Annotated in this window: 18 protein-coding genes and 2 pseudogenes; all 20 read right to left on the bottom strand. The window is 36.3% G+C overall.

Annotation, left to right across the window (positions count from 1 at the left end):
- Positions 1 to 294 precede the first annotated feature (294 nt).
- Positions 295 to 1,101 carry a sugar phosphate isomerase/epimerase family protein gene (locus tag JFU24_RS00810; RefSeq protein ID WP_201184089.1) on the bottom strand — a complete coding sequence of 269 codons (807 nt, stop codon included), beginning with the start codon at positions 1,099 to 1,101 and terminating at the stop codon, positions 295 to 297.
- Positions 1,102 to 1,133: 32 nt separating this feature from the next.
- Entirely contained in the window at positions 1,134 to 2,474 is a 1,341-nt protein-coding gene (locus tag JFU24_RS00815; protein WP_201249290.1) for an MFS transporter, read from the bottom strand.
- 246 nt (positions 2,475 to 2,720) lie between these two features.
- Positions 2,721 to 4,088 (bottom strand): annotated as a pseudogene (locus JFU24_RS00820) (MFS transporter).
- Between the two features lie 324 nt (positions 4,089 to 4,412).
- On the bottom strand, positions 4,413 to 5,225 hold the full coding sequence (locus JFU24_RS00825) for a dioxygenase family protein (protein WP_201184095.1): 813 nt from the start codon (positions 5,223 to 5,225) through the stop codon (positions 4,413 to 4,415).
- A gap of 44 nt (positions 5,226 to 5,269) precedes the next feature.
- Positions 5,270 to 6,463 (bottom strand): thiolase family protein, encoded by a 1,194-nt coding sequence (locus JFU24_RS00830; RefSeq protein WP_201184098.1) that lies wholly within the window; start codon positions 6,461 to 6,463, stop codon positions 5,270 to 5,272.
- A complete protein-coding gene (locus tag JFU24_RS00835) occupies positions 6,460 to 6,807 on the bottom strand; it encodes a DUF3870 domain-containing protein (protein WP_201184101.1) in 348 nt (115 codons plus the stop codon). Before JFU24_RS00835 ends, JFU24_RS00830 begins: the two co-directional genes overlap by 4 nt.
- A gap of 64 nt (positions 6,808 to 6,871) precedes the next feature.
- A complete protein-coding gene (locus JFU24_RS00840) occupies positions 6,872 to 7,996 on the bottom strand; it encodes a muconate cycloisomerase family protein (RefSeq protein WP_201184104.1) in 1,125 nt (374 codons plus the stop codon).
- A 20-nt stretch (positions 7,997 to 8,016) separates the two neighbouring features.
- Positions 8,017 to 8,649: a 3-oxoacid CoA-transferase subunit B gene (locus JFU24_RS00845; protein ID WP_201184107.1), complete on the bottom strand. Its 633-nt coding sequence runs from the start codon at positions 8,647 to 8,649 to the stop codon at positions 8,017 to 8,019.
- Entirely contained in the window at positions 8,642 to 9,331 is a 690-nt protein-coding gene (locus JFU24_RS00850) for a CoA transferase subunit A (RefSeq protein ID WP_201184109.1), read from the bottom strand. Before JFU24_RS00850 ends, JFU24_RS00845 begins: the two co-directional genes overlap by 8 nt.
- A 20-nt stretch (positions 9,332 to 9,351) precedes the next feature.
- On the bottom strand, positions 9,352 to 10,071 hold the full coding sequence (locus JFU24_RS00855; RefSeq protein ID WP_201184112.1) for a carboxymuconolactone decarboxylase family protein: 720 nt from the start codon (positions 10,069 to 10,071) through the stop codon (positions 9,352 to 9,354).
- Between the two features lie 14 nt (positions 10,072 to 10,085).
- Positions 10,086 to 10,775: a cyclase family protein gene (locus JFU24_RS00860; protein ID WP_201184114.1), complete on the bottom strand. Its 690-nt coding sequence runs from the start codon at positions 10,773 to 10,775 to the stop codon at positions 10,086 to 10,088.
- Positions 10,776 to 11,009: 234 nt separating this feature from the next.
- Positions 11,010 to 11,846: an alpha/beta hydrolase gene (locus JFU24_RS00865; protein ID WP_201184117.1), complete on the bottom strand. Its 837-nt coding sequence runs from the start codon at positions 11,844 to 11,846 to the stop codon at positions 11,010 to 11,012.
- A gap of 436 nt (positions 11,847 to 12,282) precedes the next feature.
- Positions 12,283 to 12,744, bottom strand: a complete 462-nt coding sequence (locus JFU24_RS00870) for a pyridoxamine 5'-phosphate oxidase family protein (RefSeq protein ID WP_201184120.1) — start codon at positions 12,742 to 12,744, stop codon at positions 12,283 to 12,285.
- Positions 12,745 to 12,845: 101 nt separating this feature from the next.
- On the bottom strand, positions 12,846 to 13,421 hold the full coding sequence (locus JFU24_RS00875; RefSeq protein ID WP_201184123.1) for a non-oxidative hydroxyarylic acid decarboxylases subunit B: 576 nt from the start codon (positions 13,419 to 13,421) through the stop codon (positions 12,846 to 12,848).
- Positions 13,422 to 13,525: 104 nt separating this feature from the next.
- Positions 13,526 to 15,013 (bottom strand): UbiD family decarboxylase, encoded by a 1,488-nt coding sequence (locus JFU24_RS00880; RefSeq protein ID WP_201184126.1) that lies wholly within the window; start codon positions 15,011 to 15,013, stop codon positions 13,526 to 13,528.
- A gap of 132 nt (positions 15,014 to 15,145) precedes the next feature.
- On the bottom strand, positions 15,146 to 16,042 hold the full coding sequence (locus JFU24_RS00885) for a MerR family transcriptional regulator (RefSeq protein WP_207203186.1): 897 nt from the start codon (positions 16,040 to 16,042) through the stop codon (positions 15,146 to 15,148).
- Between the two features lie 249 nt (positions 16,043 to 16,291).
- A pseudogene (locus tag JFU24_RS00890) lies at positions 16,292 to 16,577 on the bottom strand (IS110 family transposase); the annotation flags it as partial.
- A gap of 427 nt (positions 16,578 to 17,004) precedes the next feature.
- Positions 17,005 to 17,511, bottom strand: a complete 507-nt coding sequence (locus JFU24_RS00895; RefSeq protein WP_201184131.1) for a GNAT family N-acetyltransferase — start codon at positions 17,509 to 17,511, stop codon at positions 17,005 to 17,007.
- Positions 17,512 to 18,136: 625 nt separating this feature from the next.
- Positions 18,137 to 18,949, bottom strand: coding sequence for a dioxygenase family protein (locus JFU24_RS00900; RefSeq protein ID WP_201184134.1), 813 nt, complete (start codon positions 18,947 to 18,949; stop codon positions 18,137 to 18,139).
- 252 nt (positions 18,950 to 19,201) lie between these two features.
- Complete coding sequence (locus tag JFU24_RS00905; RefSeq protein WP_201184137.1) at positions 19,202 to 19,447, bottom strand: ferredoxin; 246 nt, start codon at positions 19,445 to 19,447, stop codon at positions 19,202 to 19,204.

A 19,447-nucleotide genomic window follows, 5' to 3' on the forward strand; every position in this document is an offset into this window, starting at 1 on the left:
TTCAACTATTTTTAAATAAAAAGTTACGGAAATTATTAGAAACTGGTGATAAAGGACGTTTCATTTTACTGCACATGAAAAAAAGCCAAGAAAAACAAGAGAGTATAATCTTCCCTATTTTCTTAGCTTATCATTCATCAATCAATTAATAATCAGCAAACCAGTTACATATTTATAGTGGAACTTAAAATCGATAGCTTTTTGATGTATTCTTCAAGGTATTTCATAACACATTCACTATCATATCATATTTCAAAATCCCTATTGATTTCACATCTAACAAACCCAAGAGGTTCATATTGTCAGTTGATGCTTCCATTGTTCTAATGAAGCAAGCAAGTTAGGTATTCCTTCCTCACCAAAATACTCCAAAGAAACAAAACCTGTATAATTCAGCCTTCTCAATTCTTCCAGCAAACGAACATTGTCCACATCCCCGCTAAAAATAGGTGCTGGTTTGTTTTTATATCGCTCTTTATGATTGTAGTGATAATTTTTTAAATGCACATGGCTGACATGGGAGAAAACAGATTCCAATACCTCCATCGGATTCAATTGATCAACGTATAAGTTTGCACCATCGAAAATCAGTTTTATCCTTGGATGGTTTATATCTTGTAAAAGTTTATGAATGGCTTCAAGGTTATCAGCAAAGGAATCATAGTGAATTTCAATTGCTACGTCCACTCCATACAGATCTGCCATTTGAGCTAATTTATTTAATTCGGTAGCCGTTTCTGACCATTGCTCTGGTGATGCATTCCTTGACGCAATATGTCCTGCGAACGTCCGTATCAACGGGCAGTTTAACTGATGAGCCATATCTAACAATCTTCTTGCTTGATTGATTTCGTTTTGATGTTCTTTCGGATTCCAAAGTTTGGAAAATGTGGTATATCCACTAATGGACGTTATTTGTAAATCATTGGATTCTAGTAATAGAGCTAATTTATCCAGCGGCCCTTGCTTCTCCTGAAATCGTTCTATATGTTTATTCCAAAGTTCAAGTCCTTTTACATCCGTTTGCAATGGAAGTAACCATTTTATAATTTCCTCAATGTCCCATTCCTTAAATCCTGTGGTACATAAACTAAGCTTCATTGTAATTCCACCTTCCCCAAATCTAAATTTTACTATTCCGTAATTTCTATACGACGAACTTTTCCAAGAAGAAAGATATAAGCAAATGCGCCGATTAGAGCAACTACCGATATAAATGTTAGAGCTGCTGCATAAGAATGGGTTGCACTAATAATGAGACCGACGATTAACGGAGATAAAGCCCCGCCAATGTTAGCAACAAAATATAGTGAGGAACCTGTTAGGCCCACCATACCTTTCGGAGCGATATCAGCTAAAAGGGCACCGGTAACAGTGGATGCCATCCCTTGTCCGAAGAATGCAATGGCCATAAAGGTGATGACTATGTTTGGTGAATCCGTATAATCCCCCCCCAGGATTAAACAAGACAGTAACAATCCGACAATAATAGGCAGTTTACGTGCCATTCCTGTTGATAAACCACGTGTCAGCATCCAATCAGAACATCGTCCACCAATGAGAGTACCAAATATAGCTACAATATATGGGATACTTGCATAAATTCCGGTTTTTAGCATCGTCATTCCCTTTTCATCAATCAAATAGGATGGAAACCAAGTCATAAAGAAAAACAAAGTAGTTTGAATGGAAAATTGCCCGATAAACATCCCCCAAATTTGACGGTGCTTAAGCAGTTGACCTATCCGTTTCCAGGAGAATGGGTGCTTCTCTTCGGTACCAATCAGCCCCCCACCTTCCTTGATATAATCGAGTTCTTCTTGAGAAATCCTCTTATGTTCCCTTGGATTGCGATAGAACGCAAACCAAACTAAACCAATAAGTATTCCAACAATTCCTGCGATATAAAAAAGGTAATTCCACCCAAACGTTATGATTATCCAGGTGAAAACTGGAGTCAGAAAGGCTAACCCAATATATTGGGTACCCGTATAAATACCTACAGCAGTAGCACGTTCTTTTTTTGGAAACCACTCGGATACGCACCAGGCGTTAGTAGGAATAGATGGAGATTCAAATGCGCCAAGTCCAATACGATATGTAACTAACCATGTTATATTTTTCGCGGTTCCTACCAAGAATGTAAATAGAGACCAGAAAATAAGAGAAACCGTGTATACCCTTCTTGGTCCAAATTTATCAAGAAAGTAACCACTAAAAAGCATGGAGAAGGTATAGCTCCAACCAAAAACGGAAAATATAACACCCATCAAAGCCGGATCTATTTGTAGATCGGCTTGAATATTTGGCGCAGCAAGTGAAATGATTGCACGGTCGATGTAATTTATACAGGTGACTAAAGCAATGAGAAATAGGATAAACCATCGAACTGTTTTCGGTTTTCCCTTTTTTGATTTGTTGGCTGCCAGTTCATGTGTGTGATCCTCTATTATTGCCTTTAATTCTGAGCTCAATAATTCTCCCCCTTACCTAATGCCTACATTAGTACATCGTTCTACTAACTTTTTTTGGATTTCATCTATGCTGAGTTTTGCAATTACATAGATTTTCTTCAGGATTAGATTGATATTTTCAAAGCACTTTTTTTCAAAAATAGACAAAATTTAGAGTACAATCACTTGTTCATGTAGATAATAGCTCCCCTAATTGCAAAGATAACACTACTTAGGGGATAGTCTTCTGAATTATGAATCAATTATTCAGACAGTTACCGCTTTCTCTGATTCTACCTCTTCATTATCCTCCTTGACTACCCTGTCAAAAGATCCGTATTTTTCTTGAACCAGTATATAACCGATTGCTGCGATTATACTTGGCAGGGCAAAAGTAGCAAAAGCTATCTTTGGATTCATACCTGTTGTAAGAAGAAAAGCAATTATGGTAGGAGCGAGAATAGAACCAATCCTGCCGATAGCCTGTGAATAGCCCATTCCGGTTGTACGGATTTCACGAGGATAGTATTCTGTAATATAAGGGTTCGCTAAGTTCATTGCACCGACCGTACAGGCGCCTCCTAAGAATATCAGTAAATATACACTGACCACATTAGTCGTCTTGCTTAATGCGACAAAGGTAACAGCCCCCAAAAAGAATAGTGTAACTAGAATTTTACGATGTCCCATTTTTCCTGCATAATAACCTCCTACTAATGAACCGCCAATCTGACCAAGACACAAAACCAAGTTAAATGAAAGGCTTGAGGTGATACTAAATCCGGAATCTTGCATCATTTTGGGAAGCCATGTATTTAAACCGTAAGCCATCATCAGTGTGCAGAACACTGCCATCCAGATGGAAATCATACTGAATGCCCGTTTGTTCGTGAATAACTTTTTTACCGGAGACCCTTTTCCCTTCTGTTCAGCTTCCTTAATCTGGTAATCATCTGTTACTTTAATATCCCCTTCTGGTTTGACTTTATTAAGGATTCCAACAACTTTCCCAATTTCCTTCCTTGCTAAATAGTAAGAAAGGGATTCAGGAAACTGCTTTATGAATAATTGAAGTGTAAGTAATGGTAGAATTCCAATAAAGTACAATACACGCCAATCCGTATGAGGAATTATATACATTCCCACCAAGGAAGCCATGATTCCACCTATTGAATACCCGCAATACATCGCAGCAACTATGATGGCACGATTTTTTTTAGGAGAATATTCAGTCATAAGCGATATAACATTCGGCATCAAAGCCCCCATGCCAATTGCAGCTATGAAGCGCATGATGGTAAACTATGTGAGATTGGGTGCAATTCCTGCCCCCAATGTAAATAAGCTGAATAGCAACATACAAATCAGAAGTACTTTTTTTCGACCAAATTTATCAGCAATCGGTGCTAAAATCAGAGCACCCATCATCATGCCGAATAATGAATAACTCCCAACTGCACCTGCCTGAACAGAAGATAAATTCCACTCTTCCATCATCCATGGCAGCCCCACACCATACATTGCAATATCATACCCGTCAAAAGCAATGGCATAAAAACACCAAAGAAAAACAAGTAAATGAAAGCGGTTAAACTTACTTGCAGAAACAATATCTGAAGCTACTACACTACGCATTTTCCGTCCCCCATCATTTAAAAATCTCGGTTTAGAATGTGTTTCCAGAATACCTGTATTTTACTCTGGTAATTCGCATAACATTGAAAAATCAGATAATATAGATTACAGATCACATTAAGAATAAGATAAGACTCTTGCTTCAATATTATTGATTGTTTATTAGTAAACTAGCTATTTAGGTAAATTACTTTCTTTTGGTTTTTTCAATGACAAGGTTTAAACCCCATAAATTGTAATAGCTTTTGAATTAGTCAAAGCCACTATATTAAGGGATTTAACCCTTTTCTTCGACATTCATTTCATACCCAATTGTTTGAATGATTAATTTTTCACGACAGCTTTATTGAAAACCGGTTTATCTTGTAATCTAAGTTCAAAATCTAAATGAGCCGTATAATAATCATTTTTCAATCCTTTTTCTGCACCAGAATGTTTATCTAACTTCGTAATTAAGCTTCCGCGAACACCTTGTGCAACATCATCTTCTAAATATTCATCGCCTTCAAAATAAATTTGTGTTACTAATCTATCACCATTTTCCGGTTGGAATAACAGGTGCAAATGAGCTGGACGATATGAATGATGATCAATCCACTTTAAGAACTGACCCGAAGGTCCATCTGTTGGAATTGAATAATTACCCGGTACAACTGTTTTAATTTCAAAATTACCATTTTCATCTGTGTAAAATACACCACGTAAATTATTATCTGGAATACCTTCAGCGAAGTATGAGTATTCACCATTTGTATCCGCCTGCCACATATCGATTTTTGAATTTGCCAACGGATTTCCATTTACATCTTTCACAGTTCCTGAAAAGTAAAGAGTGTCACCTGGTTCATTTTCACGTTGTGGCAACACTCCTGGATTTTGAACGACTGGCGTATTTTCAATATAATAAGGTCCTAGAATAGTAGGTTCAGTTCCTTTTACACTTTTATACATTTCTTGAAGTGCATGAGTTTCAAAGAATACATCCATAAACAACGGAATTTCTCCTGCTTTACCTAGTTGATCCATCCAATCAACAAGGGCTTGATAGTCATTATGATCAATTTCGTATTCACTAACTAATTCCTTAAATTTCACTACCAATCCATTATAAACATCGATTACTTTTTGATTCTTCATATATACTTCCTCCAATTTTTATAAGTTTTTATATAAATGTTAGTTTATATCTGAGTATTTTGAATAATTGTTGTGATTCCTAACCCACCTGCGATGCATAAAGTGATTAGCCCATATCTTTTTCCCGTTCGTTCTAGCTCGTGTATCGCTTTCGTTGCTAAAATCGCACCTGTGGCACCAATCGGATGCCCCATCGCAATAGCACCACCGTTAGGATTCACCTTATTCATATCAAGCTTCAATTCTTTGATTACTGCCAAAGCTTGAGCAGAAAAGGCTTCGTTCAATTCGATCAAATCAATATCATCCAATTTCAAGCCTGACATTTGAAGTGCTTTCAAGGTAGAGTTCACTGGTCCTATCCCCATGAAATTCGGTGATACACCTGCTGCTGCTTGTGCTACTACTCTTGCTTTTGGTTCTTTCCCAAGTCTCATGGCTTCTTCTTCCGACATAAGTAAGAGAGCAGATGCACCATCATTTCTTCCACTACTATTTCCAGCGGTTACCGTTCCATTTTTTTTGAAAACCGGTTTTAACTGAGCTAATTTTTCTAGACTGGTTTCCCTTGGGTGCTCATCCACTTTAAACTCTGTTACACCCTTTTTCGTTTTAAGTTGATAGGGAACGATTTCTTGTGAGAATTTCTCAGTAGAAATTGCTCGCTTTGCATTTTCTTGACTTCTTAAGGCAAATTCATCCTGTTCCGTTCTTGAAATAGAATACTTTTCAGCTAAATTTTCTGCTGTCATTCCCATTGTTAACATTCCGTAGTCTTCAATGGGCTGTGAACCTGGCTGGCTTTCTGTATTTGGGTCTAATAACTGCCCATTGCCTGATTTCAACCCAAAACGAATATTTCTCATATAATACGGAGCTGTACTCATTGATTCTGCTCCACCTGCAATGATTACATTTCCTAAACCACATTGAATTTGTTGACTAGCTGAATTTATTGCTTGAATACCAGATCCACATTGTCGATGAACGGTAAAACCTGGTACTTCCACCGGAAAACCTGCACGGAGTGAAGCAATTCTTGCTAAATTTGATGCGTCAGAACTTTGTTTCGCTTGTCCCATTATTACTTCATCAATAATCTCTTTTGGAATATCCGCTCTCTTTACAACTTCATCAAGGACAGCTGCTGCTAGAAAATCAGCAGGAACATTTTCTAATGATCCCCCTAATTTCCCAATGGCGGTGCGAACCGAGTCAATAATAACGACATTGGTCAATTTTCTTCCCCCCGGGTATTAGCTTTATTTACTTCTAAACTATCTTTATATCTTTGATGTGCTATTTTTAAAGCAACAATCACTGACTGCTGTGATGGCGCTAAAAAGTCGGTTTTAATATTTTCTATTAACGGATCAATATCTTTACTAAAATTAAATCCAACTATCATTCTCTTAAAAAAGTCCTGTGCCAAAGTTGTTAAAAAAGTGAATTCTGCATTAATAATAATGTGACTTTCTTTATGGATTTCAAGTACCATACCAGCGTATTTATAATTTTCGTACATACTCGTATTCTGTGGTGCCTTTGCATACGCCGTAATTAATAATGTTGGTTGTCCCATAAAACTACATCCTCTCAAGATTACTTGCATTAACTAGTCAGGGTTCCATATTCCCACTTCTAGTTTATATTACAAACAAAGCTCTTGAAAAATGTTTTACTTTTTCTTTATCTATCTCCATACCAAATCCTGGTCCATCCGGAATGATTATTTCAAAATTCTCATATTCAATTTGGTTTACCGTTATATTATCTTTGAATAGTAACGGTCCAAATAATTCAGTACCGAATTCAAACTTGGGAATGGTTGAATAAAGTTGTGCACAAATGGCTGTTCCTAATGAGGATTCAATCATCGTTCCGCCATACAAACCAAAACCTACACCTTCAGCAATGGCAGCCACTTTTTTCGTTTGAGTCATTCCACCATGTTTACATACTTTCAAAGCAAATGAATTACCTGCTCTATGCTTAGCTATTTGGAAAGAATCTTGAACCGTATTTAGGGATTCATCAGCCATGATCGGAACCTTAAAACGATTGGTCAACCTTGCCATCCCCTCATTATTCCAAGCGGGCAACGGTTGTTCGATCATTGAAACTCCACCTTCTTGTAAAGCTTCTATGCAATACGTAGCTGTTGTTTCATCCCATGCTTGATTAACATCAACCGTAATACGGGCTTGATCTCCTACTTCTGCTATAATTTTCAATACATGCTCCACATTCTTAAATGGATTACCTTTACCAATTTTCAATTTAAAAATATTATGGCGTTTTTGGTGTAAGAATTCTTTGGCTTCTTCGATATCTTTATTCGTATCTCCACTTGCTAATGTCCAAGCTACCGGTAATGATTTATGAATCTTCCCTCCGAATAATTCATAGGCAGGGATGTTTCTCCTTCTAGCCACTAAATCTACCATTGCTGATTCAACAACAGCCTTTGCGAAGTTATTTCCTCTAACGTGTAAAGAAACTTCATGCATGATTTTGTCATAATGGACTGGATTTTTCCCAATAATAAGGGGCGTAATATATTTATCAATATTCACTTTTATCGCCTCAGGAGTTCCCTCACCATATGAAGCACCACCTATTGTTGCCACCTCTGCCCATCCTTCCGCACCCTCTTCATCTTTGACACGAGCAAGAATGATTGTTTGTTCAACAATCGTATGCATGGCAAGCTGATGAGGACGAATTGTGGGTAAATCAATAATATATACATCAACTGAACGTATTTTCATTTAATCCACCTTTTTAACATTTAATAGATAAAATTCGCTTCTGTTTTTCCTCTTACTTCTTCGATACTTACACCTGGCATTAATTCAATTAGTTTCAACTGTTTTTCAACAACTTCAAAGACAGCTAACTCCGTGATAATCATGTCAACACTTCTAGTTGATGTAATGGGATAGGTGCATTCTCTTAAAATTTTACTTTTACCTTCCTTATTAGTATGTGTCATTGTCACAATCACTTTTTTGGCACCCACTAACAGGTCCATCGCTCCTCCAACACCCATAATATTTTTTCCAGGTACGGCCCAATTTGCAATTTCCCCTGTTTGATCTACCTGCAATACACCCAAGATAGCAACATCAATGTGCCCTCCACGAATCATTGCAAACGATTCTGCGCTATTAAAGAATGATGCACCAATGGATTCTCCAACTGGTAACTTGCCTGCATTTACTAAATTCGGATCCATTTTATCTTCCTCTACATCAGCAACTCCTAATAATCCATTTTCCGTATGAAAAAAAACTTTTTCGTCATCGATGAATTTTGAAACCAAAGTCGGAATACCTATTCCTAGGTTCACTATACAAGGACCCTTTAATTCTTGAGCCGCACGTCTTGCTATCAAATTTTGCATTTGTTCTTTGTCACTCATAATCTTTGACACCTTCCTTCGTCAGGATTTTCGTTGCCTTAATAATTCCATCGACGAATAAATGCGGTGTTACAATCTCCTCTGGTGATAGTTCACCGGGTTCAACAATCTCATCTACTTCTACAATAACTACATCTGCTGCTGTTGCCATAACCGGATTAAAGTTACGAGCTGTTTTGTAATAAACCAGATTGCCAAGTGTATCTGCCTTCCAGGCCCTGATCAAAGCAACATTTGCTCTTATTGCCGGTTCAAAAATATATGTCGCCCCATTTATTTCCCTTTCTTCTTTGCCTTTTGCTAAATCGGTCCCGACACTGGTTTTCGTATAATAACCGCCTATGCCAGCACCGCCAGCACGCATGGATTCTGCTAATGTCCCCTGTGGTAATAGCTCTAATTCAATTTCACCTCTTTGATAAAATTCCCCAACTTCGCGATTGCTTGTAAAATACGAACCGATTGCTTTTTTTATTTTCTTTTGGCTTAGGAGAACACCCAATCCTTTCCCTTTTTCGCCTAAGTTGTTACTGATGACTGTTAAACCTGCTACATCCTTTTTGGTCAACCCATCTATTAATGTTAGTGGGGCACCAATCAATCCAAACCCTCCTATCATTAACGTATGGTCATTTTTCACACAAGATAAAGCTGCTTCTATATCTTGATGTACTTTCGTCATGTTTTTCTCCACCAATCCTGTTACTTATTTTCAATTAATGAATCACTTGCTTCAAACCAAGCAGGGATTCCAGCAGTTAATAAGCAAATAAATCCCACATCCGCTAATTGTTCTTCTGAAGCTCCATTTTCTCTTGCCGCTTCCATCCATTCTTCTACTTGATTCCCTTTTAATTCAGTTATGAATATTCCTGCCATTAGGATATGTTTTAGCCTTTTTGAAACGACTGAATCACTCAATATATAATCTTTAAGAGAGTTTTGGTCTTCAGATTTAACTAGTTTCAATACATTCGATACATATGCCGTGTCCTCATTGCCTAAAAGCTCAAACATATAAAGAAGGATCTCTTCTGCTGTTTTATAATCCCCTCTTTTTTTCTGAAATTCAATACCTTTAAGTGCAAGGGCATATTCTAAAGATTTTACCCCTGTTTTTAATGCTTGAACTCCGTTATATAAATATGGAACAATTAGGTATTCAACAAGTTCCGGTAAAGTTGCTCCACCATCTATTGCCCCTTTTGTATGGTAGATCATACTGCGTTCATACAACCTCGCAGCATTCATACCTACTAGTAATATATCTTTCTCCTTTTTCGTTAATGCCCCTTCTTGCATAATGTTACTCCGTAAGCTTGTATAGTGATCAAGTGCATTTGGGCTATAATCGTGCATTTTTTGTACCCATCCTGGTACAACATCATACACTTCTTTAAAATACGATAATCCTTTGCTCATTTGTCTACACCTCTTTAGATTAATTGAGAGTCAAGAATTGATAGTGCTCTTATAGGTGAGGCCGTTGCATTTTTTAGTTTTAAAGGAATCCCGAAAAAAAGAAAGCGAGAATGCTTAGGTAATTTTTCAAGATTCACTAAGTTTTCCACAATATATATTTCATTACTTAGTAATTTCTGATGAATTCTACTTTCTGTATTATGGTTCAAATCAGCATTTGGCAAATCTAACCCAACAATATGTATTTGCTTTTCAATAAACCAATTGGCCGCACTGTCATCTAAAGCCTGTGCTTCAAAAAAACCCTCTTCTCCCCACGTTCTTTCCCACGTTCTAATGAGGACAATATCGTCTTTTTCAACATATACTCCTTGCCTACGTTCAGCTTCTTCAAGTAACTCTTTCGTAACAGGCTCATGCGGTACTTTTAACATACTTACATCTAGAATTAGGGCATCTCCAAACATTTTCTTCAGATTGATGTTTTCAACCGACTCCTCATTTTCCAAGAAATGTGACGGCGCATCAACATGTGTCCCGCTATGATCCGAAAAAGAAATCATCTTAGAATGAAATCCTTTAGGAAGTGGATTAGATGTATCCTTTTGTTCAAAAGAATTATTATTTTTAATGCCTACTTCTGGTAATTCATTACTTGTAACTAGACCATCGTAAAGTTCCAATGTTAAATCAATTATTTTCAACGATAAAACCCCCAAATTAATTTAAGCGTTTACATTATCACGACAAAAATGGCTACCCTAAACATTACTATCAAAAATTGACAGCAGTTGTTAAAGGTAGCCAGTTGTTCACTAGTTGTTATTAAAAAAGGTTATTTTTTAAAAGCTAATGAATAGGCAATAATTAATTTTATATTCTAATTTTACACTATTTTCTGTTAATTTCAACATTTTTTAAAAATATTTTCAAAAAAATCAAATTCCTGCTAAAAATATTTTTATTCCTTCGTTAATTTCCTCTCTATTTTCAAACACCATTGTATAGTGATTGCACTTTGAAACAATGGTTTCAATATCCGCAGTATATTTCTTCGTATCTTCATAAGCTTCTTCATAAAATAATGGGGGAAATTCTCCAATTTTACCACTAGCATAGACTAATAAGGTTTTGCAGTTTATTTGTGTACATACTTCTTTAGGGACAAATGAATAAAAACTATTGAAATCTGCAAGAATACTATATTCAGATGACTTATTCTCCCAGCCACCATCTACTTCATGAACCTCATACTCTACCACACTTTGCAGATGGTCCGTCCATTTAACACCCAACCGATTATAGATTTCTTTAATTTCTATGACATAACTTTTTTGGGATTCATATTTTTTGCTTAACCTTCCAAGTGATGGTTGTACTATGTCCCTTTGTTGTTGAGTTGAAGTAGCTGCACCATCCAGTAAAATTAAGCCTTTTACTTGATTATTTAATTTACTAGCTACAACCGCTGCTATGAATGCTCCCATTGAATACCCCATTAAAATTGGATTTTCAATGTCTAATTCTTGGATTAACGCTATAATATCTTCTGCATGTTTGAAAAGAGAAGTCTGCTCATCTGTTTCTGAACTATTCCCCCTTCCTCTCAAGTCAATCGAAATGACTCGGTACTCTCCTTTTAACATTTCTGCATAATAATGCATTTGCTTATGATTTCCCGTTAAGCCATGTATAGCAATGATTGTTCCTTTCGTTCCTGGGTAATCTGCAATTTGGATTCTTCGATTTCCCAGCTCTTTTACATACATTTTCATAGTCACACTCTCCTCATAGTACCTATCATCGTTTGTTTATTTACAAACTTATTTGCTTGTAAGCAACATTTTTCAACTAATTAACCAAATTTTCATAGCTTTCATTTATTTATCTGGAGACAAGGATTTTTCTAACTCTTTCTACAGAGTATTTTCACCCCTTTCATAAATACGCTTTCAATTTTAATAAAAAAAGCTACCTTAACTTCACCATCAAGTAACTGATCGTGAAATTAAGATAGCCGGTCACTTCATTAATTTCATTAAAAAAGGGCGTTTTCTAATAGTTAATGAATAGGCAAGATTTATATCATGTAATAATTCCATATTACATGAAATTTTAATAATATCAAATTTTTTTCGTTCTTTTGGATTTTTCATTACTCTTTAACAAATTTCCATTCCTTAAGATCGATTCCGTGAAAGTTGCTGAACTTTACCGACGTATATCCTCAATAGTCTGGCCCCATCGTTCAACGACTTCTTTAGAATTTTTCAACTTAATTTTAATGCCAGAGGTGATATCTGCATACTTAGCAACATCCTCACGTGCCGAGACAACTCTAGCTAAAAATCGTTCTCTTTGGTATCGTGCAGTTGGCAACTCTTTTAGTCTCTCAATAGAAAGTCGAATATAATGCGCTTTCCCTCTCCAAAACAGAACCAATGTAGCTTTATTTGTATGAATGATATTGGCTGTAGTCGATGTATCTGGCCATAATCCAATTCGTAGTTCCTCACCGCTTATGGCTACGATTTCTCCAACGCTTATCATCGCTGTATGTGGCCACCCATCTTCACTTACCGTTAACAACATCATGGCTTCATGCTGTTTGTCAGTAAGGTCTTCGCCATTTAACAAGTCGACTACCTCTGTTGACATTTCTATTCTATTCATTTTTTTCACCTTTTTCTTCATTTTGAACCAAGGGCCTATATAAAAAGTAATGAAAAAATATCATATAGGTTAATGATTTCAGAAAATTCACCATCATCCATCTATGTTTTGCTGCTATATTTCATTCCGTCCCACCGTTTCGCACCGAAAACATCTAGCTCAAATTGATCTAATGCTCTGTATGCCAGATGGTCAATGACATCGTCAACGTTTTCTGGATGATTATAGAAGGCTGGCATCGGAGGGAATATAATAGTTCCCATTTTTGAGAGTGCTGTCATATTCTCTAAATGAATCGTATTTAGAGGGGTTTCTCTTGTCATCAATAATAATTTTTTTCGTTCTTTTAACATTACGTCAGCAGATCGTGTTATTAAATTATCAGCTAATCCCATTCGAATCGAGGCAAGGGTTTTCATACTGCAAGGAGCTACAATCATCCCATCAACTCGAAAGGATCCACTGGATATTCTAGCAGCTTGATCTTTGTATGAATAGGAATAATCAGCTAACTCTTCCACGTCTTTAACAGAATAAGAGGTTTCGTGTTGAATAGTAGCATGAGCCCAAGGAGACATTACTAAATGAGTCTCCACTTCACTATTTTTAAGCATTTGAAGGATCCTAATCCCAAAAATGGCTCCAGTTGCTCCTGTTATTCCAACAATGATTTTCATCCAATTCCCCCTCTTTTTTCATTTTTTATGTGTTTTATAAAGTGGAACTTCCATCAATGATCCCCATCGATGGTCCGTTTCACCATACACGAAGTAAAGTTTAATTATTTATTAAATAATTCTGGAGCAAAACGACTTGGATCTACCTCTTTAAATTCTGATCTTTTAAATTCACCTTTTAAATGATAAGGCACTGTACAGTCAAAAATTGTCTTACAGGAAACCCCTTTTTCCTGAATAGACGGGCTGTAAGCCGGATCTTGTGAAGGATCTAACGGATGACAACGTACTCCAGGAATGAAAACTGTATCAACATCCCCTTGAAAACGTGTATTAAGTGCCCATAATACATCATTACTATCAAATGGATCCACATCTTCATCCACTATAAAGACATGCTTAAGCTCAGAAAATGCAGAGAATGCTAACAAGGCAGCTTGTCTTTGACGTCCTTCATCACTTGGCTGACTTTTCTTAAATTGTAAAACAGCCATGTATTTACCGCCGCCTGATGTATGGGCATAAACATTTAATAATTTGCCTGGCATTGCTCTTTCCACCATTTGAAGTATGCTTGCTTCTGTAGGAATACCAGCCATATTCACATGTTCTTCACTTGGACCAATAACTGTTTGCATAATTGGATTGACACGATGCGTAACAGCTTTTACTTTGATTAAAGGCAGTTCCGCAACAGCCGAACCCGTATAACCTGGGAATTCCGGCATTGCTTTTCCGGTATTGGTGTTTTGATCTTCTCGCACACGTACTCCAGGAACCAATTCCCCTTCTATTACATATTCAGCATTTGCGATAGCTTTTTCATCAATGGTCAAGCATTGAACTAGTTCAACAGCTTCATTTCTAATCGCTCCTGCAACACTCAATTCATTAAAGCCTAGCGGTGTCGTTGGTGCTTCAAAACAAGCAGCGACTTCAATAGCAGGGTCAACGCCGATACTAATGGAAATAGGTAATGGTTTTCCGGCTTTTTCTGCCTTTTCACGAAAAACTTCTAAATGGCGGCCTGGAACAAAGTACATAGACATCTCATCTTTACTTTGTAAACATAAACGATGTATCGTAATATCTGATTCACCCGTTTCTGAATCAGAGGCATAGCACATACCTATCGTAATGTATGGACCCGCATCTTCCTCTGTATTCGTAGGTGCAGGAATTAGTTTTCTAATATCGAAATCTGGATCTTCTGCATAGTGAACCACTTCTTGAGCTTTCGCTTTATCGTTTGAAATGGTAATGGGATTAATTGGATTTTTAACCGCTTCATTTAACAGGAACCCTAGTCGCTCTGGTTTTGTATCAAGCATGAGGCCAACTCTTTCACGACTAGCTAAAAGCCCGATCAGTACGCTTGCATCTTCATGCCCCAATACATTATTAAAAACCATGGCAGGTCCAATTTTTGTTGGACGCATTACTGTTCCGCCAGCCCCTACATGACGATAAACCCCTGATAATTCAGCATGTGGATTGACTAGTTCATTGGTTTCAATTAATTGTCCTGAAATTGTTTGTAGAAGTTCTAAAGCAGAACGTAAATCAGTTACTTTTTTCTTTTTTGTAGACATTAAAAATTCCCCCTAGCATTCATAATATCAGTGCCCTATGTACTATTCGGTTTCAACGAAACTATATGATAACGGTTACAAGGAATATATTAATGTATATTTCTACTATACAGTCAATAGATATTTGAAAATTCAAGTAATTTTTTCTACAGGGATTTGTAACTGACAAAAATCTACACTATTATCATTCTCGTAAAAAGTCGTATCTAATAAACAAGCGTCTATAACATCCCCTACAATTCTATAATGGTTTTCACTGATCCATTGAACCAGTTTATTTAAAATCTCTATATTATAGGGCATTCCATATTTATAAACGCATGCATATTGCCCAGCAGGAAAAGTCATCATATTATCCATATCAGGGTCTGTAAAAGGTAATGAAGTATAGATTCCCGCACCCTCGAAAATATCATCCGTTCCTAGATTATCCTTTAAGATAACAGTACCAAACCCCTCGGAAGGAAGCATTTCATGTTTACTTAAGACATTCCAAGCTTTCATCAGCGTTAAATGTAATTCTTCTCGGCACAATTCATTTTCAAATGGTATAAACAAGACTTTCCTTTCTGGAAATTCTTCTATAATAGGTTTATCCAATTCACATTTAATATTTTTGGCTTCTGAATATTTCATTAATCTCTGTTGAATAAATGTACGTATATTCATCAAGGAGTTAATTTCTTTATCTATGAATTCTTGATGAAATTCCAAAAGTGACATGGCAGTAGATAAATTCCTATTTCCTATATGGTGCTTAATATCATTCAGTTTGATGCCAATAGACTTTAAAAAGCAAATTTCCCTTAGAAATGGAATCTGAACTGCACTGTAATATCGATAACCATGTTCATCAATATGTACAGGTTTAAACAATTCGATCTTATCGTAATAAATGAGTGTTTGCCTTGAGATACTATGAACGGATGCCATTTCACTGATTGATAAGTAATCTCCCACATGTGTTCCTCCTCTGCAAAGCCTTTTATATATTTTTCTTAGTCTTACTTTTACTGTTTCTTCTATCATTCATTTATTAATCCTCCCTATACAAATAGAATCTATTTCCTTATGGCAGAGGGTCAGTTTTATGATACAATCTATTCCTTCCCTAACTTATCTTTTTTTCATTTCTATTGAGTGGAATTTCAAAGACTCTGACACTCGAAAAATATGAATCATATCAACCTCTTAATAATAAGTAAAGTACGGTTAAAATGCTTATTCTATCTTGTAAAGCTTGATGTACTGAAGTGTATCCAATTTCAAAAAGCGATTTACTAACTGTGCAATGACTCTGGCATCATTCACATCATTTTTAGTCGGTGAATTGTAGTCGAGCTCCTTGCTTTTCTTTACGTGTAACGGATTGACTCGACAAACTTAATCTCATCTTCTTTTAGAATGTGAGCTAAGTTCAGCCAATAATGACCCATAGGCTCCATGCCTACCATCACTTTTTCCATGCTCTGTTCTTGCTTTAATTGATAGATCCATTCCAGGAAATATTGAAATTCTGCGCCCGTGCGACATGCTTGAACTTAGCAATATCGACATCTATAATTAGAGTCTAAGAAGTAATTTGAGCAATCTTTCCATTTTGGTTATAATTCATGGTAATGCCTCATGGTATTTGAGTAATGTCCTTTTCGCTGGCCAGCTTCAGGACTCTCTCATTCTACCAAGAGGTTATTTTTTTGCTCAAATCTCATTTTCAAACATGGATGTTATTTCTTTTGTGCCCATTAAACCTTGTGGACGATAGTTATTACAGGAATGCTGTCCCGATAGTTAGTTCGCTAGTCCTGTCACTAACATAATTGCCCCCATGAACATCATACTATACGGCATCAACTCCAAATTCTCAGTAATTAGCTGATAGGCTGATAGGCTGATAAAGCAAGAACAATTAGCGCTAAGATAATACTAACTATTTTCAAGAATATATTTCCCCCTGAACAAAAAGTGACTGTTTTTCCTTGTGATATTATTCATTCGATAGATAGTCGGTACGCCTTCACAATGATTCCGTCATCAGCAGGTTGAAAGTCGAATTGTGGCATTCGTACAAAGCCCATACGTTCATACAATCGCATAGCAGTTTTCATAAAATCTGCGGTATGTAAGCCGATGTGCTGTGAACCTTTTACTTTTGTTCGACGAATACATTCTTTTATTAATGCCTCAGCAACACCTTTGTGTCGTGACTGTGGTGTGACTGCAAGCATTCTTATCTCAGGATAATCTAACATATCAACAAGTCCTTTGTAGGCATCTGATTTCGCAGGAAACAAAGCAACACTCCCTACCACTTCCCCATCTAATTCAGCAACTAGAAGTTCAACATCTCTCTGTTCATCGGCATCTGACGATATAGCTTTCTTCAGAGCATCCCAATGCCCTTCAGGAATGCTTTGTGCATGTTCTTCGTAGGCCTTCACTCTTTGTTCTCGAATCATTTCTACTTCATAACATAAAGCCTTACGAATTTTTACCATTTAATCAACCACTCCTCTTATTCCGCTATACTTTTATATTATAACTCTCTATGTTTATTAATCCATTCATGGAATATGAATGCCAATTAGTTTAATAAGGAAAAATTATGAAATAACAATCGTTATAGAAATTCCTATTTGTTCTATAAGATTTGCATAAAGAAAGGAGTCCTTTTTATACATAAAACATACGTAAAATCATGTCTATAAACAGGTTTTTATTGATAATCAAAGGGAATAGAATATTTAACATACTGTGGGAGTGTAATACTTATTTATTAATAAAAACCGCCTTTTAACAACTCTGCCTATCTAGTTATATAATGGTTATTAAAAACAAAACTAAAAAAGAGAGGTAATACTCATAGCAGTATTACCTCAAGAATAAAACGTTTTATTCCTCACTCAGATACAAATATTGTCCAAGTAAAACCTAACTCACTTTTACCGTTTTACTCTGACTCTTATTGCCTGATTTGTCTTGTGCATATACCTTTAATGACGAACCCTTCTTTTGCACCTTGATTTTCAGTTTATAGTTTCTCGACTCTCCACTATTCCTTGCCAATCTTTTTACTTCCATTGTAAATATAAATAGATTATCTTAATTTACGTTTATTAACAATTATTTATTCAAAACAGCTTTGTTGAAAACGGGTTTATCTTGTAATCTAAGTTCAAAATCTAAATGAGCCGTATAATAATCATTTTTCAATCCTTTTTCTGCACCAGGATGTTTATCTAACTTCGTAATTAAACTTCCACGAACACCTTGTGCAACATCATCTTCTAAATACTCATCGCCTTCAAAATAAATTTGTGTTACTAATCTATCGCCATTTTCCGGTTGGAATAACAGGTGCAAATGTGCTGGACGATATGCATGATGATCAATCCACTTTAAGAACTGACCAGAAGGTCCATCTGTTGGAATTGAATAATTACCTGGTACAACTGTTTTAATTTCAAAATTACCATTCGAATCTGTGTAGAATACACCACGTAAATTATTATCTGGAATACCTTCAGCGAAGTATGAGTATTCACCATTTGTATCCGCCTGCCACATATCGATTTTTGTATTTGCCAACGGATTTCCATTTACATCTTTCACAGATCCTGAAAAGTAAAGTGCGTCACCTGGTTCATTTTCACGTTGTGGCAACACTCCTGGATTTTGGACGACTGGCGTATTTTCAATGTAATAGGGTCCTAGAATAGTAGGTTCCGTTCCTTTTACACTTCTATACATTTCTTGAAGTGCATGAGTTTCAAAGAAAACATCCATAAACAACGGAATTTCTCCTGCTTTACCTAGTTGATCCATCCAATCAACTAGAGCTTGATAGTCATTATGATCAATTTCGTATTCACTAACTAATTCCTTAAATTTAACTACCAACCCATTATAAACATTGATTACTTTTTGATTCTTCATTCCTCTTCCCCCAATTAATGTTCAATTTATATAAGTGTTTTCAAAAATAGTTGTAATTCCTAACCCATTGCACTAAGGAGGTAATTATGCTTACCAGCTTAATATATACATTTGTTCATTCAGTTTTGGATTCACTTCTCTTCTTTAATTTCACGTAATCATTCGATTGCTGCTAGTTAAACGAATGAGCTGGAAACTAAAAGGAGAGGAGAAGATTTTCACTGAAAAGTTCCCAGCCAAAGAAAAAAATCTCTAACTGATTTTCATTTCTTCTGTAAATGCATGGTCTGATATTTTAATCGAATCTGTTGGGCAACCTTCAAGAGCATCATCTAACTCATCCAACAACTCATCTGGTACTTCACAATTACCTTGATTTTCGTCCAGGATCACGTAAGCTATCCCTTCATCGTTATAATCAAAAATTTCTGGTGCAGCTGCTCCACATGCCCCACACGCGATACAGGTGTCTTGATCTACCCATGTGAACTTCGTCAT

This window comes from Peribacillus sp. TH27, from assembly GCF_016650915.1.
Taxonomy (GTDB): Bacteria; Bacillota; Bacilli; order Bacillales; family DSM-1321; genus Peribacillus; species Peribacillus butanolivorans.